Below are 23,260 nucleotides of genomic sequence, written 5' to 3'. Positions count from 1 at the left end.
GGGTAAGGCGCGAATCCTACCACCGCGCGGGATGTGTCCCCAGCGGCACGGCGGGCAGCGCCCAATGCGGTGGCGTGTCGGAAAGCTGCCCCGCGTGACGCATCGCCGTCAGCGTGCCAAAGCCGGACGGCGTGGTCTCCAGATAACCACCGACATCTTCGTAGCGCGGGTCCGGCACGTCGAAGCCATTCGCCACGCGACCGAGGCCGCGCAGCCAGTGCCCCGTTTGCGCAAGCGACACGCGCACGTGCCAGCTGCCGCCTTCGGTCATGCGGCGGGTGAGTGCCGTCATGGCACCCGCAGCCATCAGGTAGCCCGTGCCGTGGTCCAGCGCCTGGGCAGGCAGTGGGTACGGCCTGTTCTGGCCGGCGGCTTCCGCTTCAGCCCAGTTGAAGCCGCTGGCGGTCTGCACTAATGAATCGAACCCACGGCGATTCGCCCACGGCCCCTCATAGCCGTACGCACACAGGCTCACGTAGACGATGCCAGGGCGTGCCGCAGCCGCTTGCTCGGGACTGAAGCCGAGCGCAGCCACGCCGCCGGGTCGATAGCCCTGCACGAAGACGTCGGCATCGCGCAGCAGGGTGCGCAATTGCGCGGCGTCGGCCGCATCGCGCAAGTCCAGTTGCGCGGAGCGCTTGCCGCGCCCGGTATCGACCACCAGCGACGGGATGGCCGGCAGGTGCGGCGCGGTAACGAGCAAGACGTCCGCCCCATGTGCCGCCAACGTCCGGCCGCACACCGGGCCGGCAATCACGCGCGTGACATCCAGCACGCGCACGCCGGACAACGGCCGCCCATCGGCGTGCACGGCCAGCGGTTCGGGCGGGGCATCGCCGATGCGTTCGATGGTCATCAGCGGTTGGCCCGCCACGGCCATGCCTTGCGGGTGGCGATCCCACTCGTCAAACGTGCGTGCAGCAGCGACCACCATGCCGACCTGCGCGGCAGCTTCCTCAAACGCTTCGGCCTTCCACTGGCCCAACGCAGCGGCCACCGCATCGCGGTCGTACGCGCAGCCGAGCAGCTTGAGCACGCCATCACGGTGATGCGGGAAGTTGGTATGCAGGCGCACCCAGCGGCCATCGCTGCAGCGGTACAGCCCGGCGATCTTGTCCCACGGTTCGGGTGGCAGTTGGCCGTCGACACGGAAGTAGCGCTCGGAGCGGAACTCCAGCGCGGCATGACGCATGTCCACCGACACGGTCTGCTGACGCCCGGTGCGCAGGGTATCGACCTGCGCGGCCGCCAACGCCGACGCGGCGATGACGCTCTGCGCCAGCGTGTTCACCGCAAAGGACGAAGGCAGCGCAGCGGCGCCCGTCAACGTCACGCGGGACAGCGCATCGGCGGGCCGGCCGAGCGTGCTCCACAGTTGGGCGAGGGCTTCAGTCGAGGTGAGGGTCTGCATGGAAGGATCAACCGCATCAGCAACAGGTGACGACATGACAGGACTCCGCGGAAAGAGGGTGCACGCATTACAGTCCTGCGGTGGCAATAGCGTCAACATTGACTAAACTGATCAACCTCGATCGCCTGACCACGCTTGCGATGACCCAGTACCTCGATGCCGCCGAAGCTGCGCAGCGCCTGAACATCTCGCGCCCAACACTGTACGCCTACGTGAGCCGCGGGCTGCTGGCCGCCTACCCAGCGCCCGACGGTCGCGGCAGCCGCTATCGCGAAGCCGACGTGACGCGCCTGGCCGATCAGCGTGCGGGGGGCCGCCGCCCGCGCCAGGTGGTGCGCCACGCGCTGGACTGGGGCCTGCCGGTCATGGAATCGGCCATCACGCTCATCGACAACGGGCGGCTGTTCTATCGCGGCACACCGGCACTGGAGCTGGCGGAACACGCCACGCTGGAAGCCGTTGCCGCGCGGCTCTGGCAATGCGATGAAGCGGCAGCGTTTGATGCGCCTGCGCCCGTGCTGCCGAAGAGCTGGTACGCGGCGCTGGCCTCCTTGGCAGATGCCGACATCCGCCAGCGCTGCATGGCGCTGTGCACGCTCGCGCTGCCAGCGCTGGACGAAGCCGCATGGCGTCAGGACTCCGCTCGCACGGCACGCGATGCTGGTTCACTGCTGCGCGTGGCGTTTGCCGCCATGCTGGGCCGCAAGCCCGATGCCGTGCCCGTGCATCTGCAATGCCAGCAAGCGTGGGGCGTCGACGCGCAAGCCGCCGAGGCTATCCGCGTCGCACTGGTGCTCTGCGCCGATCACGAACTCAATGCGTCGAGCTTTGCGGCACGGGTTGTCGCCTCAACGGGTGCCAGCCTGGGCGCTGTCGTGAGTGCGGGGCTGGCTGCGCTCACTGGCGGCCTGCACGGAGGCACCACGGCACGCGTGGAGGCATTGCTGAGCGAGCTGGAAGGGGAGCGGTCGATAAGCACCGCCTTGCGCCGTCGGCTTGATCGCGGCGATGCACTGCCGGGCTTTGGCCACCCGCTGTATCGCAAGGCCGACCCGCGGGCGAATGCCATTCTGGCGCAGTTGCCGACGACGGGCGCAGTGCGTAAGCGACTGCAGTCGGTGATCGACGCCGTGGCCGATCTGACCGGCGATGGGCCGTCTTTGGATTTTGCGTTGGTGGCCACCCGGCGTGTGCTCGGGCTGCCGGAGGGTGCAGGCTTTGGCCTGTTCGCGGCGGGACGCACGGCCGGCTGGATTGCGCACGCGCTGGAGCAGCGCGCAGCAGGGCAGTTGATCCGCCCACGCGCGGCCTACGTGGGGCCGATGCCGGCCGCACCGGAAGCGCCGGCGGGCCGCATCATTCGCGTGCGCTAGCTGAGAAAGACCGTCGCAAAACGAAGCGAAGCGGTTCTGGCGGTTCAGCGCCGACGCAGACAGTACTTGGGTACGGCCAGTCGGCGCTGGGCCGCCAGAATCGTTTTTCGGCGGTCTAGGCCTGCGGAATCTCGATCTTCACCTCCAGCACTTCCAGGTTGTCCTGGCGCTCGAGGTTGACCTTGATGTCGTCGTTGCCGATCTTCACGTACTTCGAGATCACGGCCACCAGCTCGCGCTGCAGCGCAGGCAGGTAGTCAGCGGGGGCCCCGCTGGCGGTGCGTTCATGGGCGAGGATGATCTGCAGGCGTTCCTTGGCGACGCTTGCAGTCTTCTTCTTCTCGCCCAGCAGGAAAGACAGAATCGACATGGGTGTGCGTCTCCTTTATTTTCCGCCGCCGAACAGGCGTTGCAGGAAGCCCGGCTTGTTGTACTCGACGTAGCGCAGCTCCTTCTCCTTGCCCAGGAAGCGGTCGATCACGTCGTGGTAGGCATTCGCCACGTCGGTGCCTTCCAGGTGGATGGCGGGCAGGCCCTGGTTGGAGGCTTGCAGCACGGCTTCCGATTCCGGAATCACGCCGATCAGCTTGATGCGCAGGATTTCCTGGATGTCCGACAGCGACAGCATCTCGCCTTCGGACACCCGCTTCGGGTTGTAGCGCGTGAGCAGCAGGTGTTCCTTGATCGGCTCCTTGCTCTGCTCCGCACGGCGCGACTTGGACGACAGGATGCCCAGGATGCGATCCGAGTCACGCACGGACGACACTTCCGGGTTCGTCACGACGATGGCTTCATCAGCAAAGTACATCGCCATCAGCGCGCCCGATTCGATACCGGCGGGCGAATCGCAGACGATGTATTCGAAGCCCATTTCCTTCAGGCCCTCGATCACCTTCTCGACGCCGTCACGCGTGAGCGCATCCTTGTCGCGCGTTTGCGAAGCGGGGAGGATGAACAGGTTCTCGCACTTCTTGTCCTTGATGAGGGCCTGGTTCAGGTTGGCCTCACCGTGGATCACGTTGATCAGGTCATACACCACGCGACGCTCGCAACCCATGATGAGGTCGAGGTTGCGCAGGCCGACGTCGAAGTCGATGACGGCGGTCTTGTGGCCGCGCAGCGCGAGGCCCGCGGAAAACGCCGCGCTGGTGGTCGTCTTGCCGACGCCGCCCTTGCCGGAAGTGACAACGATGATCTTGGTCATGGCTCGTAACTCTAAAAGTTAAATCGCTCGGCACGCATGCAGCGTGTCATTTCATCCGCAACGGTTCAAAAACCAACGTGTTGTCCGTGAGCCGGACCTGCGCAGGCTTGCTGGCGTAGGCGTCCGGCCACGGGGTTTCGCCGGTGCGGTAGATGCCGGCGATGGAAATCAGTTGGGGCTCCAGGCACGTGCAGAAGATGCGCGCATCCAGGTTGCCCTTGACGCCTGCCAGCGCGCGACCGCGCAGCGAGGCATACACGTAGATGTTGCCTTCGGCGATCACCTCGGCGCCGTCGCTCACGATGTCCAGCACCACCAGGTCGCCACGCGCATAGATGCGCTGGCCGGAACGCAGGGGGCGGTCAATGACCATGGTGCCGGGCTGCATGGCTACGGCATCGACGGGGGGAGCGGAAGGGGCAGGCGCTACTGCCTCAGACGACGGCGCTTCGGCGGCCTGGGCATGCTCAGTCGCATCCTGGCCATCCTTCGCATCCTTCTCGCCGCGCGGGCGGCGGCCGTGGCTGTCGAGCAGCGGCAAGCCAAAGGCCTGTGCCCACTCGGCCTGCTCGGGGTCGGCTACCACACCGATCGCGCGGGCACGCAACGTGGTGAGGGTCTCCACCAGACGGTCGATGGGAAGGCGTTCGTCCTCGGCCAGGCGGCGCACGTCGATGGCGATCACGTCATTGGAGAAGAACTCCGGCGTGTCGGCAAAGCGTCGCGTGAGCTCGGCGGTCAGAGCGTCCAAGTCGGCGGTGCGCGGCGACAGCAGCAGGGCATCGACGGAGCCGCTGCGGATCTCGAACAGCGGCGCTTTCTTCTGGGACATAGAACGGCTACGCGGAAAAATGGGCCCATTCTAACGTTGTTGACGAAACGTCCCGAAATTTTTGACCCCGCCGATCCCCCATCCGGCGGAGATCCGCAGCTGGCGCACGTCTTCGGCCGTAAGGTTCACGCTGATTTGTCATCCGGCAGTCACAGCTTCGTCACGCACCCTTCCGATACTCGCTGGCTTCGAGAGCCCGACCAGCCCCCCGGCCCCAGTCATCCGTTCTCTCGCTTGCGTTTTCGTTTGTCACGCAAACGATCACGTACGCGCCTTCAGCTGTTCCTCAAGCAGTCCGTAGTCTGCCGTTCGCAGTTCGCATACCAAAAAAGAACCTTCAGGGAGAAGTTCATGCGAGTCCGACCGTTGTACTCAGCGGCGTTGCCGCTTGCTGCGTTTTTGTCGCTGTCACTGGCCGCCTGCGGTGGCGGTGACGACAACCCCACCAACAACGCCGGCACGGGTGGCAACCCCACACCGGCCGCCGCTGCACCTACCGGCACCAAAGCCACGCTGGCCGTGCTGGAAACCACCGACCTGCACACCAATGTGCTGTCGTACGACTACTTCAAGCTGGCCGCTGATAACTCGCTCGGCTTCGAGCGCGTGTCGACGCTCATCAGCCAGGCGCGGTCGCAATTCCCCAACACGCTGCTGCTGGACAACGGCGACACCATCCAGGGCACCGCACTGTCGGACTACCAGGCCATGGTAAGCCCGGTCACGTGCGGCCAGACGCTGGCGATCTACAAGGTGATGAACGCCGCCAAGTACGACGGCGGCGGCATCGGCAACCACGAGTTCAACTACGGCCTGCCATACCTGTCGCAAGTCACGGGCAATACGTTCAACGTGACCGGCATGCCGGACCCGTCTGCGCAGACCAAATGCGCGGGCCCGGCCTTCCCGCAGGTGCTGGCCAACGTGATGAGCGCGAAGACCAACGCGCCGCTGTTCCAGCCGTACACCATCATCACCAAGACGGTGACGGCCACGGCACCGGACGGCAGCACCGTCAGCGCACCCGTCAAGGTCGGCATCATCAGCTTCACGCCGCCCACCATCACCGCGTGGGACAAGCGCTGGCTCGATGGCAAGGTCTACACCGTCGGCATCAAGGAAACAGCGGCCAAGTACATCCCCGAGATGAAGGCGAAGGGCGCGGACCTGATCGTCGCGATCTCGCACGGCGGGCTGGACAACTCGACGTATTCGCCGACGATGGAAAACGGCAGCTGGTGGCTGTCGACCGTGCCCGGCATCGACGCGATGCTGATCGGCCACTCACACCAGCTCTTCCCGGATGCAAAGAGCACGGTCTATCAGTTCAACCTGCCGGGTGTGGACAAAGCAGCCGGCACCGTGAACGGCGTGCCGACGGTGATGGCCAACTACTGGGGCAAGCACCTGGGCGTGATCAAGCTGGGCCTCTCGTATAACGGCACGAACTGGGTCGTCGACAAGACGCAGACCACGGTGGAAGCGCGTTCGATCCAGAACGCCGACAAAACCTACGTGGCCGCTGACCCGGCCGTCTCCGCTGCGATTGCCACCGAACACCAGGCAACGATCAACTACGTGAAGACGCCGGTGGGCAGCACCGACTTCAACATGAACACGTACTTTGCCGATGTGGGTGACCCGGGTGCGATCGAGATCGTCAACCAGGCGCAGGCCAAGTATGTGTCGGACTACGTCCAGGCCAACCTGCCGCAGTACGCTTCGCTGCCGGTGCTGTCGGTCAGCGCGCCGTTCAAGAGCGGCTTTGGTGGCGGCACGGACTACACCGATGTGGCCGCCGGCCCGCTGGCGATCAACAACGCGGCCGACCTGTACCTGTATCCGAACACGATCTACGCCGTGAAGGTGGCAGGCTCCGACATCAAGAACTGGCTGGAAACGGCGGCCAAGCGCTTCAACACCATCGACCCGACCAGCGCGACGGTGCAGAAGCTGGTGAGCTCGTTCCCGGGCTACAACTTCGACATGTTCACCGACCCGAACCTGACGTATGAGATCGATGTCACGCAAGCCGTGGGCAGCCGCATCAAGAACCTGCAGTACAAGGGCGCACCGATTGATCCGGCAGGTCAGTTCATCGTGGCCACCAACAACTACCGTGCGAGCGGCGGTGGCAACTTCCCCGGTCTGGATGGCAGCAAGACGATCTATGCATCACCGGATGCCAACCGCGATGTGCTGATCAGCTACATCAAGAAGATCGGCAGCGTGCAGCGTGCAACCAATGGCTCGCAACGCAGCTGGCGCTTCACGAAACTAGCGACGTCGTCCGCAACGGTGGTGTTCTCGTCGGCAGCCGGCAAGTTGACGTCGGCAGCCGCCGCAAACATCAACGGCATCACGCTGTATCAGGCAGATGACGGCACCAACAAGGGTCTGTCGCTGTACCAGATCGATCTGACGCAATAAGCAGGAGCCGACCATGCCTTCTCTTCGTTCCGCATGGGCTGGTGCACCGGCCATCGAAACCCCGCGCCAGTCGGTGCCGATGCTCACGGTGGCCGCCGCGTTGGCGATCATCGTGGCCTTGGGCGGCTGGCTGTCGCACGCACGACAGGTACCTGCTGTGGATGCCACGCAACTGGAATCGTGGCGCGCGATGGTCGTGCAGGCGATGGAGCCCGAAGCACTGCGGCAGTTGCGGCAGTTGGCACGCAGTGGTTCGGTGCCGGCGCAGTCGGCACTGGGTGAAGCGTTGCTCAGCGCGCATGACGACTCATTGCGTAACGAAGGGATCCGCTGGCTGGAAACCGCCGCGCAACCAGCCAACGGTGTCCCCGGTGATGTGTATGCGCAGCTCTCGCTCGGCAAGGCGCTGTTGCTGGGCACGGGGGGCGTGGCGCGTGACTATCCGCGCGCGCTCCGCCTTCTGCGCCAGGCTGCAGACAAAGGCGATGCTGCTGCCGCGTACTACCTCGGCGTGATGTATCGCAGCGGTTACGGCACGGGCATCGACACAGTGCAGGCAGCGCATTGGTTTGACCGCGCCGCGCAGCACGGCATTCCGGGCGCGATGTTCATGCTGGCCAATGCCTACCGGGATGGCGATGGCGTGCCGCACGATGAAGCCCGTGCACTGGCGTTGTATCAAGACGCCGCCGAGCACGAATTGCCAGAAGCCGTGCAGGCTCTGGCGATGGCGTATCAGAACGGCGAGCTCGGCCTCAAGCGCGATGACGCCGCGTATCACCAGCAGTGGATCGAAACGGCGCACGCGCTCAAGCACCCGGCGCTGGCGCCGTAACGCAACCGTATCGTTGTCTCAGTAAAGCCCGCGGGTCTGGGCGTGCAAGCGCACCAGACCCAGCAGGGCATCGATCTGCGGCGTTGGCACACCCACGTGTTGACCGATCTCCCGCACCGATGCCACCAGTGCATCGATCTCCAGCGGGCCACGTCCGGCTTCCGCATCCTGCAGCATTGATGTTTTGAACGCGCCCAGTTGGCGTGTCACGGCACTGCGCTCTTCACCGCTTTGTGCGATGGGGCAGCCAATGCGCGCGCCAATCGCCTTCGCTTCCTCCATCACCGCCAGGCAGAACGCTGAGACCAGCGGATCGTCGAGCATCCGATCACACGTGGCACCGGTCAGCACCGACACCGGGTTCATCGTCATGTTGCCCCACAGCTTGAACCAGATGTCGCGCTGGATGGCGTCGCTACGCTCGATCTGCAGGCCGGCACGTTCGAACAGCGTGCCGATCGTTTCCAGTCGCGATGACGATCCACCCGCCGGCTCACCCAGAATCAATCGCTTGCCGAACCCGTGACGTACCTGGCCCGGTGCAGACGTTGAACACGTCAGATGCACGACGCAGCCGAGCACGTTCTTCGTCGGAATCGCATCGGCAATCCGGCCATGCGGATCAACCGACTGCAAGCGCAGCCCCTCCAGCGGACCGGGCCGATCGAAGAACCACCACGGCACACCGTTCATGGCCACCACCACGCAGGTGTCCGGGCCGATCAGGGGCGCGATGGTTTGCGCGACGCTTTCCATGGCAGGCGCCTTGACGGCAACGATCACGACGTCCTGCACACCGAGCGCCGTCGCATCGTTGTTCGCCTGAACGGGGACGGTGTGTGTGATGCCGTCTTCCGTCAATCGCAGGCCTTCGGTTTGCAACGCGTCCAGTGTCGCGCCCCGTGCCAGCACGCTGATGGATTCGCCCGCCAGCGCGAGCTTCGCGCCCAGATACCCGCCGACAGCGCCGGCGCCCACGATGCAGATACGTGTCATGTGCTTGGAAGAGGGGAAGAGAATCAGGAACGGTAGGACGGGTCGATACGATCAATGGTGCGGGTGAGTGCCGCAAACACATCTTCGCCCGCGCCGAAGTTCGGATTGAACTGCAAGGAGTCGCGCGTGCAATTGCGCGCAATGGCCTCGGGAATCTCCAGCACAGGCCCCATCGATGTGGAAGCCAGTTGGATCTCGCAAGCGCGGTTGAGCAGCCACAGCACGGCAAACGCCCGCGCAATCGAATCGCCCCACGCAAGCAGGCCGTGGTTGCGCAGGATCACCGCAGGCTTGTCGCCGATGTTCTGCACCAGGCGCGGGCCTTCATCGGCATGCACGGTGATGCCTTCAAAGTCGTGATAGGCCACCTTGCCGTGCAACTGTGCCGCATAGAAATTGCTGATCGACAAGCCGTCACGTGCGCAGGCCACGGCCATGCCGGCGGTGGTGTGCGTGTGCATGACGCAATGCGCGCCCGGAATGCCGGCATGGATGGCCGCATGCACTGTAAAACCGGCTGGATTGACCGGCCAGTCCGGCTGACCCGCTGCGCGCTGCACGTTGCCTTGCAGATCGATCTTCACGAGGTTCGATGCACAAACCTCGGCATACGTCAGGCCAAACGGGTTGATGAGAAAGTGAGGGCCGCCGTCCTCGCTGGCGCCGTCTTCAGGCACCAGGCGCAGCGTGATGTGGTTGTAGATCAGCTCGGTCCAGCCGAGGTGCGCAAAGATGCGATAGCACGCCGCCAGCTTCACGCGTGCAGCCCATTCGCGCGGGCCGCACCAAGCGGGGCGATGGGCCTGGATGTCCGATCCGGCATCGGGATTCAGCGAAAGCACCGTCATGACCTGTCTCCTGGTCGTGGCGCTGGTCGGATTGCCAGCGCCTGGTTGCTTCACATGTTAATTAATTTGCGGCAAACGTCAAATCGTCTACCGCTCACTGCTAAGGCAGTTGATTGCGCAGGACCACCATCCACTGCATGACCGAGTTTGTGTAGGGGTCCACCTGATTGGCGTCGTTCAGCTCGGTGATGCTCATGGAGGCGGATTGCTGCACGTTACCGCCAATCGACTTGACCTCGTGGCGGACGGGATCCACCTCGACGACCAAATCGCAGTGCATGGGGGTCATACCCGAGCGGATCTCGGCCGGATCCGTCATGAAGCGGTCAGCGCCACGTGCGGTACAGATCAGGTCGCCAGGGCGCGGTACGGCAGGTGTGCGTTCGAGTACGAAGGCGGGATGCCGGAGCAGGTGGTCGCGCGCATCGGTCACGTACTCGGCGTGAGTGGCACCCGTGAGGAACTGGTCATTCTGCAGACCCGCCTTGCGCATGATCCACGAGATGAACACCGCAGACCATGCCCAACCACCGGTGGTCAGTTGCTGGCAGGTCGGTGTCTTGCCGACGATGGCCCAATAGCGCTTGGCCAGCACGCAGCCGCGCGCAGTTGCCTCACCACCGGTGCCGTCGGGATAGCGCAGGCACGGTATGGGTGACGGGGCGACAGCGGCGGTGGCTTGCGGCTTCGACAGCGGCGGCCTATCCGTGCCGGCCTCTTCATCGGACGGTACAGGCGTTGGGTCGTCCTGCGTCAGCCAGTGACCTTGCGGTTGATCGGGAAAACCGCCTCCCGTCACGCAATACGTATCGTCACGCCCTACACGCACCACCTGACGGCCCCAGCGATCCCATTCGGTTAACGCAATCTCAATCATCTTCTGGCGCGACGTGGCACCGGGCGTTGTCTGCACGACCTCGTTGTCGGGCAGCGGCTCGGCTTGCGGACGCGCAGGCGGTGTCGTACAGCCGGCAATCCAGACGACGGGGGCAACGAGAAGAATCGGAAGCGTGATGCGCAGAACGCGCTGGAAGGGGCGGAGCATGTGTGGGAGGGTCAGATCCGGCCTGACGGGGAGACAGGCCCTCCGACGTGGTACGCCAGCGCTGCGGGCTGGTCACGCATGCATTGGCGTGCCACGTCGTTGGCGAGAGACCAGGCAGGCTGGTTCACGCCAAGGTCGTCATCGCATTAGGCGCGATTACGCATTCACGGCGTCCTTGAACTTCTGGCCGGCCTTGAACTTGACGGTCTTGGCGGCTTCCACCTTGATTTCTTCGCCGGTGCGCGGGTTACGCGCCATGCGCTCGGCACGCTCGCCCTGGCTGAAGGTACCAAAGCCGATCAGGCTGACCGCGTCACCCTTGCCAACGGATTCCATGATGGCCGCGAGCGTCACGTTCAGTGCCTGCTCGGCCTTGGCCTTGGTCAGACCGTCTACGCCGCTGGCGATGGCGTCGATCAGTTCAGTTTTCGTCATTGCTTGACTCCCTTCAAGAGTAGATAAAACACACATCGGAGCCTCCGGGGGGCGGCTCCAAGGGCGACATGATACCGGCATGCGCTTGCCGCCGGCATGTGTGCTTTGTAACGGCGCATGGCACACAGGTTCCGGAAACCCGCATGGTGCCTGCCTTGCGAGGTGAGGCCATCACATCAGGATCGACACATTGCGTTTTGCTTTGGGTCTGGTTTGCTCGTCGTAGATAGGGGCGACGTACGTCGATCGATGGGTTTACCTTTTTCTTTATGTATACAGATAGTAGTAGTAGATAACGGTGGATATCTTCTGTGGATAACCGGAAAAAGCGCTTTGTGTTCAACCACTTGCGGCAAGCAAAACCACTTGCACAGTGTGTGCCCTGAGGTGGATGACTTGCGGGTTTCGCTAGACCCCCTGTCGGCAACCCCGTCACTTGTGCCCACACCATCGACAGGGCAGCCACAGACAGCCCACATCCTTTGCCGGTAGTTATCCACAGCGGCAGGCTGGGTTATCCACACGACTTGTCCACATCGGTTATCCACATGGGGTGGGTTGCATGGGGTCGCGGCACGTGTCGAGTTGCCATGCTTTTGGTGTAGGCTCACGGCTTCGCTGATCGACGTTTTCTGTTTTTGCCTCAACGCCTTATGACACGCACGTCCCCTGATGCCACGCCGGCCCTGGCTGAGTCCTCGCCCGCGCCGGAAGCCCCGGCCACACTGCGCCGCCGTGATCGCATCGAGGTGCGTGAATCGGGCGTGCACGGGCGTGGTGTCTATGCCACCGCACCGATCGCCAAGAACAAGAAGATCATCGAATACAAGGGCGAGCACATCTCGTGGAAGGAGGCACTGCGCCGCCATCCGCATGACCCGACCGACCCGAACCACACGTTCTACTTCAGCCTGGAAGACGGCAGCGTGATCGACGCCAAGTTTGGCGGCAACCGCGCGCGCTGGATCAACCATTCCTGCAAGCCGAACTGCGAGGCACGTGAGAAGGACGGCCGCGTCTTCATTCACGCGCTGCGCGATATCGAACCCGGCGAAGAGCTGTTCTACGACTACGGCCTCGTCATTGAAGGCCGCCAGACCAAGGCGCTGCGGGAACAGTTTGCGTGCCGCTGCGGCGCGAAGAAATGCCGTGGCACGATGCTGGCCCGGCCCGAGAAATCCAAGAAGAAGTAAGCCGAAGGTCCGTCGCTCAGACGGATTCGTTCACCAACGGTAAGCGCAAGACGAAGCGCATCACGCGGCAGTCGTCGCGTGCGATGGCGTCATCAATGGCGACCGTGCCGCCGTGCAGGCGCACGATGTCGTGCACGATGGCCAGGCCCAGGCCGCTGCCTTGCGGTTGACCGGGCAGGTGGTCCGCATCGCCACGGAAAAAGCGCTGGAACACCTCGCCACGGCGCTCGTGCGGAATGCCCGGGCCGTTGTCTTCCACGCTCACCACACCCCACCAGCGCGAAGCGGCGTCGGCTTCCATGCCGGCGCGCAAGGTGATGCGCCCTCCGGTTGGTACGTACTTGATGGCGTTGTCGAGCAGGTTGTTGATGGCTTCGCGCAGCAGCACTGCGTTGGCCAATACCGGCGCCTGCAATGAACCTGGCGAGGCCGCTTCCTGCGGCCAGGCTTCGAAGCCAAGATCCAACCCGCGGGCCAACGCACGCGGTACCCACTGCGCGCCGGTATCAAATGCGAGGGATACCAGGTCCACCCGCATTGGCGGCCCCAGTTGATCGAGCGTCATGCCCGGTTCGGCGCGCGCCAGGGTCAGCAGCTGGTTGGACAGACGCACGGCACGGTTGGCACCCGACTGCAGTTCCAGCAGCGCGGGCCGTGCCTCTTCCAATGTCTTGGCATCGACGGCGCGATCCGCATGCAGCTTCAATGCCGTGAGCGGTGTACGCAACTGGTGCGCAGCATCGGCGATGAAGGTGCGCTGCGCTTCCAGGGCATCGCGCAGGCGAGCGAGCAGTGCATTCATCGCGTTGATGAGCGGCTGCAATTCAGCCGGCACGCGTTGCGCGGAGTCCGGCGGCAGCGGCGTCACCGATTGCGCGCTCTGTTTGTTGAGCGTGTCGGCCAGCGTCTGCAGCGGCTGCAATTCTTCTTTGAGCACCAGCGAGAGGATCAAGCCGCCAATGGCCAGCAACACGATCAGCGGAATCGACACCGATAGCAGCACTTCCTTGGCGGCGGTGTCACGGTGGTCCAGCAGTTCTGCGACTTCCACGACGATGCCGTCTTCGGGTGGTCCGGCATCGGGTGGTGTGGCCGGGTTCAGCGCGGGAGCCGTCTGCGCCTGTGTGGGGGCGAGGGCGGGGCGCGTGACGTCGTCTTCCGGGTCTGGCGGCGCGGGTTGGCGTGGCGAGTGAGCCTTGGGTGTTTCAGCGCTGACGCCAGGCACCAGCAGGTGCACGGCGCGCACCTGTTTGCCGTCGACCCAGCTATAGAACACCCGCGCATCACCAATACGGACCTGGCCCGAGCCATAGCCGAGCAGCGTGTCGCGCCCGGCCAGCGTGCCGCTGGGCCCGGCGATGCGCCAGAAGACGCGGTCTTCGCCACCGTTCTGCACGAGCGTCTGAGCACTCAACTCGATGTCGTACAGCTTGGCTGCCGGCACGTGCGGACCGGCAATGCGGATCTGTTCCGCCAACGTATTGGCCACACCCACCAGCGCGCGGTCGAACACCTGCGTGGTGTAGTGCGCCGCCAGCCAATACGACAGTGCACCGGTGCCGACCACCAGACCGAACAGCGGCGTCGCCAGCGCGCGCAGCAGGTGCAGGCGCAGGCTGACGGCGACGTTGCCGGACGCCCCAGTTGCCGGAGCAGCCGAATCGCGAGCGGCAGCGGGACGGTGGCGCTTGAACATGAGAGGAGGACTAGGCTGCCGCGCCGCGTGCCTGCAGCAGATAACCGAAGCCGCGCACGGTGACGATCTCGGCGTCGGAATGTTCGATCTTGCGGCGCACGCGGTGCACGTAGACCTCAATGGCCGTATCGCCCACCACGTCGTGGCTGGCTTCACCAATGGCATGGCCGAAGCTGGCCAGGTGGTCCTGCAACTGCACCTTGCTGACCACGCGACCCTGCCGGAGCATCAGCAGCTCCAGCACGGCAAACTCGCGCGGCGACAGTTCCAGCGGTGCCGCTTCGACAAAGATGCGTCGTTCGCTGCCGCTCATGCGCAGCCGGCCAACCAGAATGTCCGGGCGAGCGATCGGTTCGGTTGGGTCCCCACGCCGGCGCAGCAATGCCTGCACGCGAGCCACCAGTTCGAGCATCTCGAAGGGCTTGAGCAGGTAATCGTCTGCACCGGCATTCAAGCCGTTGACCTTGTCGAGCAGGCCATCTCGCGCGGTGAGAATCAGCACCGGCGTGGCACGATCGCGTGCACGGAATTGCGACAGTAGCGTCATGCCATCGATGCCCGGCAAACCAAGATCGAGAATCACCAGATCGTGCGTCTGTTTGGCGAGCTGCTCGGCGGCAAACACACCGTCATGCACCGTGTGCACGCGATGCCCGGCCTGGGTGAGTCCGGCGTGAATACCGCTGGCAATGGCGCGGTCGTCTTCAATCAGCAGGATGCGCATGGAATGAGCCTGGATGCGGCGGTCCTTCAATCGGAATGGAGTGGGGCGAGGAAGCGCACAGAAAAGGGCAATCCGCACGCATAGCGCAGCGCTACAATGCGCGGATGACCGATGCCCTGCTCACCATCACCGACCTGGAGGCCGCCATCAACTTCTGGCGCGCCCGTTCGCCCGCCGAGGGCGAGGAATTGCGGCTGTGTGCCGAGGCGTCAGCGTTGGCCAAGCCGTATGCGTTGATGATTGTACAAGGCGCCACCCGCATCGCCCCTGAGCAACTGGGCGACAAGGCGCGGGCGGCGTTTGAGGCGTGGCGCGCCGCAGTGGGCGCGTAGCTCGGGACTCGGCTGGCGTTATTTCGCGCCGGTGCTCTTCGCGGCCTGCTCGATGAAGCGCGCGAGATCGGCGTCACGGTGCGTGAGGCCGTTTGCGTCATGCGTAGACAAGGTGATGTCCACGCGATTCCATACGTTGAACCACTCCGGGTGGTGATTCATCTGCTCGGCCTTGATCGCCACGCGCGTCATGAAGCCGAACGCGGCGTTGAAGTCGGCAAAGGTGAAGGTCTTCTGGATCGCGTCGCGGTCGCTCTGCAGTGTCCAGCCGGGCACTTCGGCAAACAGGGCCTTGCGTTGGTCTTCGTTCAGGGTGGGCATCATGGTGTCTTGCGGAATATGGGTGTGAATGCGCGCAGTATAGTCAGCGCTCAAATATCCGCCGTGTCTGCCCAACCTTCGCGGTTGCCGACGTTCAGCACCAGATCGCCCTCCACGACATCGCCCGCACCGATGGTCGGCAGCGCGGCGAGTTCTTCATACAGCGGCGTGAAGTCTGGGCGCGTGGCGTCGAATAACTGCTCGAAGCTGTCGATGGTGAAGTAGGTCTTCTGGAACGTGTCGATGCGATAGCGCGTGCGCATGATGCGGCGCACATCAAAGCCGATGCGGTTCGGGCTGGCCGAATCCAGCGCGTACACCGATTCACTCTTGCTCGACACAATGCCTGCGCCGTAGATGCGCAGGCCGGCCGGCGTGCGGATCAGGCCAAACTCCACCGTGTACCAGTACAAGCGCGCCAGCATGTCGAGCTGGCCCAGGCGTGCCGCCTTCAGGCCGCCCTTGCCGTAGGCTTCCATGTAGTCGGCAAAGATCGGGTTAATCAGCAGCGGCACGTGGCCGAAGATGTCGTGGAAGCAGTCCGGCTCTTGCAGGTAGTCGAGTTGGTCGGGGCGGCGCATCCACCAGCTGGCGGGGAAGCGGCGGTTGGCCAGGTGGTCGAAGAACACTTCGTCCGGCACCAGGCCCGGCACGGCAACGATCTGCCAGCCGGTAGCGCGCATCAGCGTTTCATTGAGCTGGTCGAACGACGGCACGCCTTCGCGGCTCATGCCCAGGGTCGACAGGCCTTGCAGAAATTCATCGCACACGCGGCCCGGCAACAGGGCTTCCTGGCGGTCGTACAGGGTGCGCCAGGTGGCGTGGTCGGCGGCGGTGTAGCGGTGCACCGGCTGCTGCATGGTGAAATCAGCACGCAGCGTCTGGCCGTCCAGGCCCTCGGCGAATTGTTCGCGTAGTTTGTCGGTCAGGGTGCCGTTGAAGCCTGTGGGTGCCGCATGTTGGGCCGCGTTTTGGGCAGCGTCGGGGGCGGTGGTTGCGATGTCCATTTGTGATGTCGATCTTGTCCAATCAGAGTCCGGCCAGTGTATTGGGGAGGCCACGCGGATTGGCCGCAAAACCGGCTTCCATTGCACGCGGTTTGCGGATTTCATGCAAAATCCTGCCTATCAACGCAGGAGATTTGCATGATTTCCATGGATAACTTCGATCTGGCCCTGCTAGCAGCACTTCAGCGCGATGGCCGTGCGACCCACCAGCAGCTCTCGGAGCAGGTGCACCTGTCGGCCAGCCAGGTCGGGCGGCGCCTGGCGCGCCTTGAGTCCGAAGGGGTGATCGAAGGCTATCGGGTGGTGCTGTCGCCGACCGGACTGGGGCTGGGCGTGACGGTGTTCGCGAGCGTCAAGCTCGCCCACCACGGCGATGCCATCGTCGAGCGCTTTCACGAAGAGATCAGCCTGCTCGATGCCGTGCAGGAGTGCTATTCGGTGGCTGGGGATGCCGATTACATGCTGCGCGTGGTGGTGCCGGATCTGCCCGCGCTGTCGGAGTTTGTGATGCGCAAGCTGATGCGCGTGCCGGGTGTGGACAATGTGCGCTCCAACATCGTGCTGACGGCGCTTAAGCGCGATGGTGCGCTGCCACTATCCCACCTTGGTGGGTAGATTCGCGCCTTGCGCCTGGGTGCGCGGCGTGTCACGCTGCAAGCCGACAATCACTTTGCAGCAGTTGAATAGCCTGTCTTGGGCGGGAGACCACGATGGTTGAAGGACACACCACGCATCCGGCGCACCCGCTGGCGCATCTTGCGGGCGGCTACGGCATGCCGGCGCGGGTTCGCGCGTGGTGGGTGGCCGCAGCCATCGCGGGTGTCACCTACGGCGGCATGCTGACCATGGTGGCCGTGGAAGTGCCGCCCGGCACGCCGTTGGTCGGCCGCATCGCTCTGCAGCCGCTGTGGAAGATGCTGATGGCGCTGCTGCTGGCGCGCGCCGCGGCGTTGCACGAGGTGCCGCGCGAGCGCCGCTGGTTGATCGGCGCCATGATGTTCTCTGCGCTGGGGGATTTGTGGCTGGCGTTGCCGGGCTTTGGGTTCTCGTTCATTGCAGGCTTGAGCAGCTTCCTGGTGGCGCACCTGTGCTACCTGCGTGTGCTGGTCGGGCTGCGCGGGGCGTCGTCGCCCCTTCGCCTGCTCGGGGTCGGGGCCATGATTGGCGTGGCCATCGGCATGCTGGTCTGGTACTGGCCTGGCCTGGGCGAGATGAAGGGGCCGGTCATTGTCTATATGGTGGTGTTGTCGTCGATGGTGTGTGCGGCCTTGCTGGCGCGTTTGCCTGGGCCGCTCACGGCTTGGGGTGCGATCGCTTTTGCCACCTCCGACGCGATGATCGGCATCAGCGTGTTCGTCTTTCCGTTCACCGACCATGAGCTGGCGATCTGGTGGAGCTACGCCGGCGCCCAGCTTCTCATCAGCGCTGGGCTGCTGACGCGCCGCACGCCACCGCCGCCGCGCCGGGTTGTTCCGGCGTAATCAGCGCAAGGCCCATCCCCCCGTTTCCATCCGCTGCAGGAGCCTCCGATGCTGCAGACTCTCGACGCCGCCGCCACGGCGGTCCGCCTGCCTTACGCCGCGCTGGCCGATGCCATTGCGCAGGTATTGCGCGATGCGCGTGCCGGCAAAGCCCAGGCGCCTGCACGGCTGGTGATGCCGGTGCCCGGCCCGGGCAGCCTGTTGCTGATGCCCGCATCCAATGCCGACATCGCGATCACCAAGATGATCACCGTGCACCCGCACAACCCGGCGCGCAGCCTGCCGGCCATCCACGGCGAGGTGGTGGTGATGGATGCGCAGACCGGCGTGCGCCGCCTGCTGCTGGATGGCCCGACCGTGACTGCTCACCGCACCGCAGCCGTATCGCTGCTTGCCGCGCGCCTGCTGGCCCCGGAGCCGGCGGGGGACTTGCTGTTGATTGGCGCCGGTGCGCAGGCACGCGCGCACCTCGAGGCGTTCCGCTTCGGGCTGGGCACACGGCGCGTGACCATCATCGCGCGCACGGCGGACAGTGCCGAGGCGCTCGTCGTTTATGCGCGCCAACTCGGCATGGATGCCACAGCAGTGGCTGGCGGCGATGCAACGGGCGTGGCGCAAGCCGCCCGCGCGGTGCTCCCGCAAACGCCGCTAGTCGTTACCGCGACGCCCTCGGCGCAGCCAGTCTTGCCCGATCTGGCAGGCCCGGATTACCCGGATGGCTACGCATGGAGCCCACATCACTTCATCGCGGCGGTTGGCGCGTTCCGGCCTGACATGGCGGAACTGCCGCCGCGCCTGTGCGTGCAGGCGGCAGCGGGCAATCGGCTCTACGCCGATACGCTGGTCGACCTGGAAGTCGAAGCCGGTGATCTGCTGCAGGCGGGGGTGCCGTGGTCGCGTGTGCGGCCGCTACAACAGTGTGTCGATGCGCCGCAAGACACACTTGCGCAGGCACCGCCGGTGTTGCCGGTGGTGTTCAAGAGCGTCGGCAGCGCGTTGTGGGATCTGGCCGCATGCGTGCTGGCGCTGTCCAAAGCCAAGCCTGTTTAAAAACTGAGCATGTGCTGAAGACGCCCGCCGCAGGCCGGTTTGGCGTGGCGCTTATAACAGGAAACCTCTAGAAAAAGGGTTCTAGCCGGGGCAATCACACGGGATAATGGCCATCCCTTCCGCCTGGGAGGAGACTTAGAACGCACCAGCAAACGTTCAAATTGCGTTTGCCTTGGATGCGTCTCAACAGGAGCACGTACAGAGATGGCCTATAAAAAAGCACTGGCGGCCGCCGCCGGGATGATCCTCGCCACCGCCGCGCACGCACAGGCTGCCGGCAGCAACATCGTCAGCGCAGGCTGGTTCCGCGTCATGCCGAACAGCTCGAGCGACCCGCTCTTCGTGAAGAGCTTCAATGGTGCGCCGATCAACCAGCCGCAGCCGGGCACGGGCGCCAAGATCCAGGAAGCCGATACCCTCGGCCTCGCTTTCACGCACTTCTTCACCGACAACTTTGCGGTGGAACTCGTGGGTGGCATTCCCCCGCGCCACAAGATCGAAGGCACGGGCTCGTTCTCGGGCTACGGTGAAATCGGCTCGGCCAAGCAGTGGAGCCCGGCCGTGCTGGCCAAGTGGTACTTCTTCAATGCTGATACCAAGCTGCGCCCGTACGTTGGCCTGGGCCTGAACTACACGTGGTTCAGCGATGCCAAGATCACCAACAGCGCGTTCCAGAACCAGGTGCTGGGCCGTGGCACGCCTGGCAGCACGAGCAGCGTGTCGACCGACAGCTCGCTCAACCCGGTGGTGAACGTGGGTGCGACCTACGCCATCACCAAGGACTGGTTCGTTGGCCTGTCGGTGTCGTATCTCCCGCTGAAGACCACGGCGACGATCGACACGACGCTGATCAACGGCGCGCGTATCCAGAGCGAAGCGAAGATCAAGATCAACCCGATCGTGACCTTCCTGAACGTCGGCTACCGCTTCTAAGCCGGTTCAGCGCAAGCAAAAAGGCGTGCCACTGCGGCACGCCTTTTTGTTGCCTGCGCCGGTCAGGCGATGGCCTTGACCGGATAGCCGGCTTGCTCGATGGCCGCCTTGACGGCATCGGTACCGGCACCGCTCGTCACGGCCACAGTCTGCTTGGACAGATCCACCTGCACGCTGGCAGCGGCATCCACCTGTTGCACCGCGCGGGTGACGGCAGACACGCAATGGCCGCAGCTCATACCTTCCACAGAAAACGTCGTCATGATTCGGGCTCCTGAATCGAAAGAAAAGAGGGGAGAGGAAGTTACGGCCGCAGTATGAACCTTCCTACCATGGGAAGCGCAAGCGTAAGATGAGGACTTGACCTTGCCAAGATGGGAAGGTCTAGGCTGATGCCATCTTCCCCGAAATGGACGCTTCCATGACTGCCGCCAGCCTTGCAGCCGACGTAACGCCAGCCTCACTCGATCTCGATATCAGCGGGATGACCTGTGCCGCCTGTGCCGGCCGGGTTGAGCGTGCCTTGCGTGCCGTGCCTGGTGTGACCGAAGCGAGCGTGAACCTCGCCACCGAGCGGGCCCGCGTGCAGGGCGGAGCGACCGGCGATGCGCTGGTCGCTGCCGTGACGGCCGCCGGCTATGACGCACGCGTTGCGGCAGACGAGACCGCAGCGCCCGTCGCCATCGAAACGGATTTCTGGGACGGCGCCGGCCCCGTGTGGATTGCCGCCGCGCTGTCCGTGCCGCTGGTGCTGCCGATGATCGCCGGCTGGATCGGCAGCGACTGGATGCTGCCCGCCTGGGTGCAATGGCTGCTGGCGACGCCGGTGCAGTTCGTGATCGGCGCGCGTTTCTACAAGTCGGGTTGGAAGGCCGCGCGTGCGGGTGCCGGCAATATGGATCTGCTGGTCGCGCTGGGTACGTCTGCGGCGTATGGGCTGTCGCTGTGGCTGTGGTGGCGCGCCGGTGCGGATGCGATGCCGCATCTCTACTTCGAGAGTGCCGCCGTGGTCATCACGCTGGTGCGCCTGGGCAAGTGGCTGGAAGTGCGCGCCAAGCGCCAGACGGCGCAAGCCATCCGCGCACTGCAGGCGTTGCGTCCGGACATGGCCCGCGTGCGCGGCGTTGATGGCACGCTGCGTGACACGCCCGTCGCGAAGGTGCGTGTGGGCGACGTGGTGTCGGTGCGCGCAGGGGAGCGCATCCCCGTGGATGCCGTGGTGCTCGAAGGCGCCAGCCATGTCGATGAATCCATGCTGACCGGCGAGAGCTTGCCCATGCCCAAGCGCGAAGGCGATCGCGTGACGGCCGGTGCCATCGCTACGGATGGCGTGCTGCTCGTGCGCACCACGGCCATTGGCGCGGACACCATGCTCTCGCGCATCATCCGGCTTGTGGAAGACGCGCAAGCCGCCAAGCCGCCGATCCAGCAACTGGTGGACCGCGTGAGCGCGATTTTCGTGCCGGCGGTGTTGGTGGCGGCGGTGCTCACGCTGGCCGGTTGGGCGATCGCCGGGGCAGAGTGGGAGACGGCCATCGTCAATGCGGTGGCCGTGCTGGTGATTGCCTGCCCGTGTGCATTGGGCCTGGCGACGCCGTCGGCCATCATGGCGGGCACCGGCGCGGGCGCGCGGCGCGGCATCCTGATTGCGGATGCACAGGCACTGGAGCGTGCGCAGCAAGTGGACTTCGTCGTCTTCGACAAGACCGGCACGCTCACCGTCGGCCAGCCGCGTGTGACGGCGGTGGAAGCGGCACCCGGTGTGGATGCGGATGCGCTGCTCGATCAGCTCGTCGCGCTGCAAGCCGAAAACACCCACCCGCTCGCACATGCCACGCGTGCGTACGCGGTTGAGCGAGGCCGCACGAAAGGTCGCACAATCGCGCCCGCACAATCGCCCGAAGTGCTGGCCGGACGCGGCACGCGCGGCATCGTGAACGGTGCGTCGCTGCAACTCGGCAACGCGCGCTGGATGGATGAGCTCGGGCTCAATCGCGGTGCACTGCAAGCGCGCGCTGATGCGTTGGAAGGGCAAGGCAACACCGTCTCGTGGCTCGCACAAAGCAGCGAAGGTGGCGTGCAATTGCGTGGCCTGATTGCGTTTGGCGATGCGCTGAAGCCCGGTGCCAAGGCGGCAGTGGCTGCGCTGCAGGCTCGGGGCGTTCGCACCGCGCTCGTGACGGGCGACAACGCGGGCGCCGCACGCACGGTGGCGGCTGCGCTGGGCATCGACGAAGTGGCCGCGCAAGTGCTGCCGCAGGACAAGGCGGCACGCGTGACAGCCTGGCAGCAGAGCGGCCACGTAGTCGCGATGGTGGGCGATGGCATCAACGATGCGCCCGCGCTGGCTGCGGCCGACGTCGGCATCGCCATGGCCACCGGCACGGATGTCGCTATGCAGGCCGCCGGCATCACGCTCATGCGTGGCGAGCCGCGCCTGGTGAGCGATGCGCTCGACCTCTCGCGCCGCACCGTCGCCAAGATTCGCCAGAACCTGTTCTGGGCCTTCATCTACAACGTGGTGGGCATTCCGCTGGCCGCCTTCGGCCTGCTCAGCCCCACCTTTGCCGGCGCGGCGATGGCGTTCTCCAGCGTGAGCGTGGTCACCAACGCGTTGATGCTGCGCCGCTGGCAAGCCTCCGGAGAGCGCGCATGACGCAGACCGATCTCAACGCAACCCAAGCTCCGGTCAATATCGGCGAGGCCGCCAAGGCGAGCGGTGTGTCGGCCAAGATGATCCGCTACTACGAGAGCATCGGCCTGCTGCCGCCCAGCCCGCGCACCGAGGGCAACTACCGTATGTACGACGCGCGGGCGCTGCATGTACTGCGCTTTATCCACAGGTCGCGCTCGCTCGGGTTCGCGCTGGAGGAAATCCGCACGCTGCTGTCGCTCTGGCATGACCGCGAGCGTGCCAGCGCCGATGTGAAGGCGATCACGATGCGCCATGTGGCCGACCTGGACGCACGCATCCGCGAGTTGCAAGGCATGCGCGACACGCTGATGACGCTGGCCAACGCCTGCCATGGTGACGACCGACCCGACTGCCCGATCCTCGAAGGCGTGGCCGGAGACGAAGGGGCCTGCTGCCACTGAGGGAAGCCTCCACAGCCG

Annotated in this window: 24 protein-coding genes; 11 read left to right on the top strand and 13 right to left on the bottom strand. The window is 64.8% G+C overall.

Annotated features, from left to right (window positions below):
* Window positions 1–16: 16 nt before the first annotated feature.
* The gene (locus tag F7R11_RS01655; RefSeq protein ID WP_064805806.1) at window positions 17–1,447 is read right to left on the bottom strand and encodes a CoA transferase; all 1,431 of its coding nucleotides are present in this window, start codon (window positions 1,445–1,447) and stop codon (window positions 17–19) included.
* A gap of 104 nt (window positions 1,448–1,551) precedes the next feature.
* On the opposite strand from F7R11_RS01655, the gene F7R11_RS01650 reads away from it, so the two are divergent.
* Window positions 1,552–2,784: a citrate synthase family protein gene (locus F7R11_RS01650; protein WP_064806497.1), complete on the top strand. Its 1,233-nt coding sequence runs from the start codon at window positions 1,552–1,554 to the stop codon at window positions 2,782–2,784.
* Window positions 2,785–2,899: 115 nt separating this feature from the next.
* Here F7R11_RS01650 and minE read toward each other — a convergent pair whose 3' ends face one another.
* The 3 genes from minE to minC are packed head-to-tail and all read right to left on the bottom strand — an operon-like array spanning window position 2,900 to window position 4,820.
* Window positions 2,900–3,154 carry a cell division topological specificity factor MinE gene (gene minE, locus F7R11_RS01645; protein ID WP_004628536.1) on the bottom strand — a complete coding sequence of 85 codons (255 nt, stop codon included), beginning with the start codon at window positions 3,152–3,154 and terminating at the stop codon, window positions 2,900–2,902.
* A 15-nt stretch (window positions 3,155–3,169) separates the two neighbouring features.
* Window positions 3,170–3,988 carry a septum site-determining protein MinD gene (minD, locus tag F7R11_RS01640; RefSeq protein WP_021197109.1) on the bottom strand — a complete coding sequence of 273 codons (819 nt, stop codon included), beginning with the start codon at window positions 3,986–3,988 and terminating at the stop codon, window positions 3,170–3,172.
* 46 nt (window positions 3,989–4,034) lie between these two features.
* Window positions 4,035–4,820 carry a septum site-determining protein MinC gene (gene minC, locus F7R11_RS01635; protein ID WP_021197110.1) on the bottom strand — a complete coding sequence of 262 codons (786 nt, stop codon included), beginning with the start codon at window positions 4,818–4,820 and terminating at the stop codon, window positions 4,035–4,037.
* Window positions 4,821–5,171: 351 nt separating this feature from the next.
* Here minC and F7R11_RS01630 point away from each other — a divergent pair, with 351 nt between their 5' ends.
* Entirely contained in the window at window positions 5,172–7,250 is a 2,079-nt protein-coding gene (locus F7R11_RS01630) for a bifunctional 2',3'-cyclic-nucleotide 2'-phosphodiesterase/3'-nucleotidase (RefSeq protein ID WP_064805804.1), read from the top strand.
* A 13-nt stretch (window positions 7,251–7,263) separates the two neighbouring features.
* Window positions 7,264–8,085, top strand: coding sequence for a tetratricopeptide repeat protein (locus tag F7R11_RS01625; RefSeq protein ID WP_064805802.1), 822 nt, complete (start codon window positions 7,264–7,266; stop codon window positions 8,083–8,085).
* An 18-nt stretch (window positions 8,086–8,103) separates the two neighbouring features.
* Here the strand turns inward: F7R11_RS01625 and F7R11_RS01620 are convergent, their stop codons facing one another.
* From F7R11_RS01620 to F7R11_RS01605, 4 genes are all read right to left on the bottom strand, one after another.
* Window positions 8,104–9,081 (bottom strand): 2-dehydropantoate 2-reductase, encoded by a 978-nt coding sequence (locus tag F7R11_RS01620; RefSeq protein WP_064805799.1) that lies wholly within the window; start codon window positions 9,079–9,081, stop codon window positions 8,104–8,106.
* A 23-nt stretch (window positions 9,082–9,104) separates the two neighbouring features.
* On the bottom strand, window positions 9,105–9,929 hold the full coding sequence (locus F7R11_RS01615; RefSeq protein WP_064805797.1) for a class II aldolase/adducin family protein: 825 nt from the start codon (window positions 9,927–9,929) through the stop codon (window positions 9,105–9,107).
* Between the two features lie 100 nt (window positions 9,930–10,029).
* Window positions 10,030–10,974, bottom strand: a complete 945-nt coding sequence (locus F7R11_RS01610; protein ID WP_064805795.1) for a DUF2272 domain-containing protein — start codon at window positions 10,972–10,974, stop codon at window positions 10,030–10,032.
* Between the two features lie 156 nt (window positions 10,975–11,130).
* Window positions 11,131–11,409 carry an HU family DNA-binding protein gene (locus tag F7R11_RS01605; protein WP_021197116.1) on the bottom strand — a complete coding sequence of 93 codons (279 nt, stop codon included), beginning with the start codon at window positions 11,407–11,409 and terminating at the stop codon, window positions 11,131–11,133.
* A gap of 653 nt (window positions 11,410–12,062) precedes the next feature.
* On the opposite strand from F7R11_RS01605, the gene F7R11_RS01600 reads away from it, so the two are divergent.
* The gene (locus tag F7R11_RS01600; protein WP_064805793.1) at window positions 12,063–12,602 is read left to right on the top strand and encodes an SET domain-containing protein; all 540 of its coding nucleotides are present in this window, start codon (window positions 12,063–12,065) and stop codon (window positions 12,600–12,602) included.
* 16 nt (window positions 12,603–12,618) lie between these two features.
* Here the strand turns inward: F7R11_RS01600 and F7R11_RS01595 are convergent, their stop codons facing one another.
* Entirely contained in the window at window positions 12,619–14,298 is a 1,680-nt protein-coding gene (locus F7R11_RS01595; RefSeq protein ID WP_064805790.1) for a sensor histidine kinase, read from the bottom strand.
* 10 nt (window positions 14,299–14,308) lie between these two features.
* Window positions 14,309–15,022, bottom strand: coding sequence for a response regulator transcription factor (locus F7R11_RS01590; RefSeq protein WP_064805788.1), 714 nt, complete (start codon window positions 15,020–15,022; stop codon window positions 14,309–14,311).
* A gap of 104 nt (window positions 15,023–15,126) precedes the next feature.
* Here F7R11_RS01590 and F7R11_RS01585 point away from each other — a divergent pair, with 104 nt between their 5' ends.
* Window positions 15,127–15,354 (top strand): DUF3717 domain-containing protein, encoded by a 228-nt coding sequence (locus F7R11_RS01585; protein ID WP_031330061.1) that lies wholly within the window; start codon window positions 15,127–15,129, stop codon window positions 15,352–15,354.
* Window positions 15,355–15,372: 18 nt separating this feature from the next.
* Here F7R11_RS01585 and F7R11_RS01580 read toward each other — a convergent pair whose 3' ends face one another.
* Window positions 15,373–15,678, bottom strand: coding sequence for a 4a-hydroxytetrahydrobiopterin dehydratase (locus tag F7R11_RS01580; RefSeq protein ID WP_064806495.1), 306 nt, complete (start codon window positions 15,676–15,678; stop codon window positions 15,373–15,375).
* A 47-nt stretch (window positions 15,679–15,725) separates the two neighbouring features.
* Complete coding sequence (phhA, locus tag F7R11_RS01575) at window positions 15,726–16,682, bottom strand: phenylalanine 4-monooxygenase (protein WP_021197122.1); 957 nt, start codon at window positions 16,680–16,682, stop codon at window positions 15,726–15,728.
* Between the two features lie 138 nt (window positions 16,683–16,820).
* Between phhA and F7R11_RS01570 the strand changes: the two genes are divergently transcribed.
* The 4 genes from F7R11_RS01570 (at window position 16,821) to F7R11_RS01555 (ending at window position 20,146) form a co-directional block, all read left to right on the top strand.
* Window positions 16,821–17,297 (top strand): Lrp/AsnC family transcriptional regulator, encoded by a 477-nt coding sequence (locus F7R11_RS01570; protein WP_021197123.1) that lies wholly within the window; start codon window positions 16,821–16,823, stop codon window positions 17,295–17,297.
* Between the two features lie 95 nt (window positions 17,298–17,392).
* Entirely contained in the window at window positions 17,393–18,163 is a 771-nt protein-coding gene (locus tag F7R11_RS01565) for a lysoplasmalogenase (RefSeq protein WP_064805786.1), read from the top strand.
* Window positions 18,164–18,211: 48 nt separating this feature from the next.
* On the top strand, window positions 18,212–19,213 hold the full coding sequence (locus F7R11_RS01560; protein ID WP_064805784.1) for a delta(1)-pyrroline-2-carboxylate reductase family protein: 1,002 nt from the start codon (window positions 18,212–18,214) through the stop codon (window positions 19,211–19,213).
* A gap of 204 nt (window positions 19,214–19,417) precedes the next feature.
* Window positions 19,418–20,146 (top strand): OmpW/AlkL family protein, encoded by a 729-nt coding sequence (locus F7R11_RS01555; RefSeq protein ID WP_064805782.1) that lies wholly within the window; start codon window positions 19,418–19,420, stop codon window positions 20,144–20,146.
* Between the two features lie 62 nt (window positions 20,147–20,208).
* Here F7R11_RS01555 and F7R11_RS01550 read toward each other — a convergent pair whose 3' ends face one another.
* On the bottom strand, window positions 20,209–20,409 hold the full coding sequence (locus F7R11_RS01550; RefSeq protein WP_064805780.1) for a heavy-metal-associated domain-containing protein: 201 nt from the start codon (window positions 20,407–20,409) through the stop codon (window positions 20,209–20,211).
* Window positions 20,410–20,567: 158 nt separating this feature from the next.
* On the opposite strand from F7R11_RS01550, the gene F7R11_RS01545 reads away from it, so the two are divergent.
* On the top strand, window positions 20,568–22,802 hold the full coding sequence (locus F7R11_RS01545) for a heavy metal translocating P-type ATPase (RefSeq protein WP_064805778.1): 2,235 nt from the start codon (window positions 20,568–20,570) through the stop codon (window positions 22,800–22,802).
* Window positions 22,799–23,242 (top strand): Cu(I)-responsive transcriptional regulator, encoded by a 444-nt coding sequence (gene cueR, locus F7R11_RS01540; protein WP_064805776.1) that lies wholly within the window; start codon window positions 22,799–22,801, stop codon window positions 23,240–23,242. Before F7R11_RS01545 ends, cueR begins: the two co-directional genes overlap by 4 nt.
* Window positions 23,243–23,260 lie beyond the last annotated feature (18 nt).

Origin of the sequence: Ralstonia insidiosa (assembly GCF_008801405.1) — a bacterium.
Classification (GTDB): domain Bacteria; phylum Pseudomonadota; class Gammaproteobacteria; order Burkholderiales; family Burkholderiaceae; genus Ralstonia; species Ralstonia insidiosa.
Note: the sequence above shows the minus strand (reverse complement) of the source record. Positions and strands in the feature narration are given on the sequence as shown.

Excerpts from the sequence above, each read along its gene's own strand:
- F7R11_RS01600 (WP_064805793.1), top strand. The coding sequence starts at position 12,063 with ATGACACGCACGTCCCCTGATGCCACGCCGGCCCTGGCTGAGTCCTCG.
- F7R11_RS01580 (WP_064806495.1), bottom strand. The coding sequence starts at position 15,678 with ATGATGCCCACCCTGAACGAAGACCAACGCAAGGCCCTGTTTGCCGAA.
- F7R11_RS01565 (WP_064805786.1), top strand. The coding sequence starts at position 17,393 with ATGGTTGAAGGACACACCACGCATCCGGCGCACCCGCTGGCGCATCTT.
- F7R11_RS01570 (WP_021197123.1), top strand. The coding sequence starts at position 16,821 with ATGATTTCCATGGATAACTTCGATCTGGCCCTGCTAGCAGCACTTCAG.
- minD (WP_021197109.1), bottom strand. The coding sequence starts at position 3,988 with ATGACCAAGATCATCGTTGTCACTTCCGGCAAGGGCGGCGTCGGCAAG.
- F7R11_RS01610 (WP_064805795.1), bottom strand. The coding sequence starts at position 10,974 with ATGCTCCGCCCCTTCCAGCGCGTTCTGCGCATCACGCTTCCGATTCTT.
- cueR (WP_064805776.1), top strand. The coding sequence starts at position 22,799 with ATGACGCAGACCGATCTCAACGCAACCCAAGCTCCGGTCAATATCGGC.
- F7R11_RS01590 (WP_064805788.1), bottom strand. The coding sequence starts at position 15,022 with ATGCGCATCCTGCTGATTGAAGACGACCGCGCCATTGCCAGCGGTATT.
- minE (WP_004628536.1), bottom strand. The coding sequence starts at position 3,154 with ATGTCGATTCTGTCTTTCCTGCTGGGCGAGAAGAAGAAGACTGCAAGC.
- F7R11_RS01620 (WP_064805799.1), bottom strand. The coding sequence starts at position 9,081 with ATGACACGTATCTGCATCGTGGGCGCCGGCGCTGTCGGCGGGTATCTG.
- phhA (WP_021197122.1), bottom strand. The coding sequence starts at position 16,682 with ATGGACATCGCAACCACCGCCCCCGACGCTGCCCAAAACGCGGCCCAA.
- F7R11_RS01585 (WP_031330061.1), top strand. The coding sequence starts at position 15,127 with ATGACCGATGCCCTGCTCACCATCACCGACCTGGAGGCCGCCATCAAC.
- F7R11_RS01545 (WP_064805778.1), top strand. The coding sequence starts at position 20,568 with ATGACTGCCGCCAGCCTTGCAGCCGACGTAACGCCAGCCTCACTCGAT.
- F7R11_RS01595 (WP_064805790.1), bottom strand. The coding sequence starts at position 14,298 with ATGTTCAAGCGCCACCGTCCCGCTGCCGCTCGCGATTCGGCTGCTCCG.
- F7R11_RS01555 (WP_064805782.1), top strand. The coding sequence starts at position 19,418 with ATGGCCTATAAAAAAGCACTGGCGGCCGCCGCCGGGATGATCCTCGCC.
- F7R11_RS01630 (WP_064805804.1), top strand. The coding sequence starts at position 5,172 with ATGCGAGTCCGACCGTTGTACTCAGCGGCGTTGCCGCTTGCTGCGTTT.
- F7R11_RS01655 (WP_064805806.1), bottom strand. The coding sequence starts at position 1,447 with ATGTCGTCACCTGTTGCTGATGCGGTTGATCCTTCCATGCAGACCCTC.
- F7R11_RS01550 (WP_064805780.1), bottom strand. The coding sequence starts at position 20,409 with ATGACGACGTTTTCTGTGGAAGGTATGAGCTGCGGCCATTGCGTGTCT.
- F7R11_RS01615 (WP_064805797.1), bottom strand. The coding sequence starts at position 9,929 with ATGACGGTGCTTTCGCTGAATCCCGATGCCGGATCGGACATCCAGGCC.
- minC (WP_021197110.1), bottom strand. The coding sequence starts at position 4,820 with ATGTCCCAGAAGAAAGCGCCGCTGTTCGAGATCCGCAGCGGCTCCGTC.
- F7R11_RS01650 (WP_064806497.1), top strand. The coding sequence starts at position 1,552 with ATGACCCAGTACCTCGATGCCGCCGAAGCTGCGCAGCGCCTGAACATC.
- F7R11_RS01560 (WP_064805784.1), top strand. The coding sequence starts at position 18,212 with ATGCTGCAGACTCTCGACGCCGCCGCCACGGCGGTCCGCCTGCCTTAC.
- F7R11_RS01605 (WP_021197116.1), bottom strand. The coding sequence starts at position 11,409 with ATGACGAAAACTGAACTGATCGACGCCATCGCCAGCGGCGTAGACGGT.
- F7R11_RS01625 (WP_064805802.1), top strand. The coding sequence starts at position 7,264 with ATGCCTTCTCTTCGTTCCGCATGGGCTGGTGCACCGGCCATCGAAACC.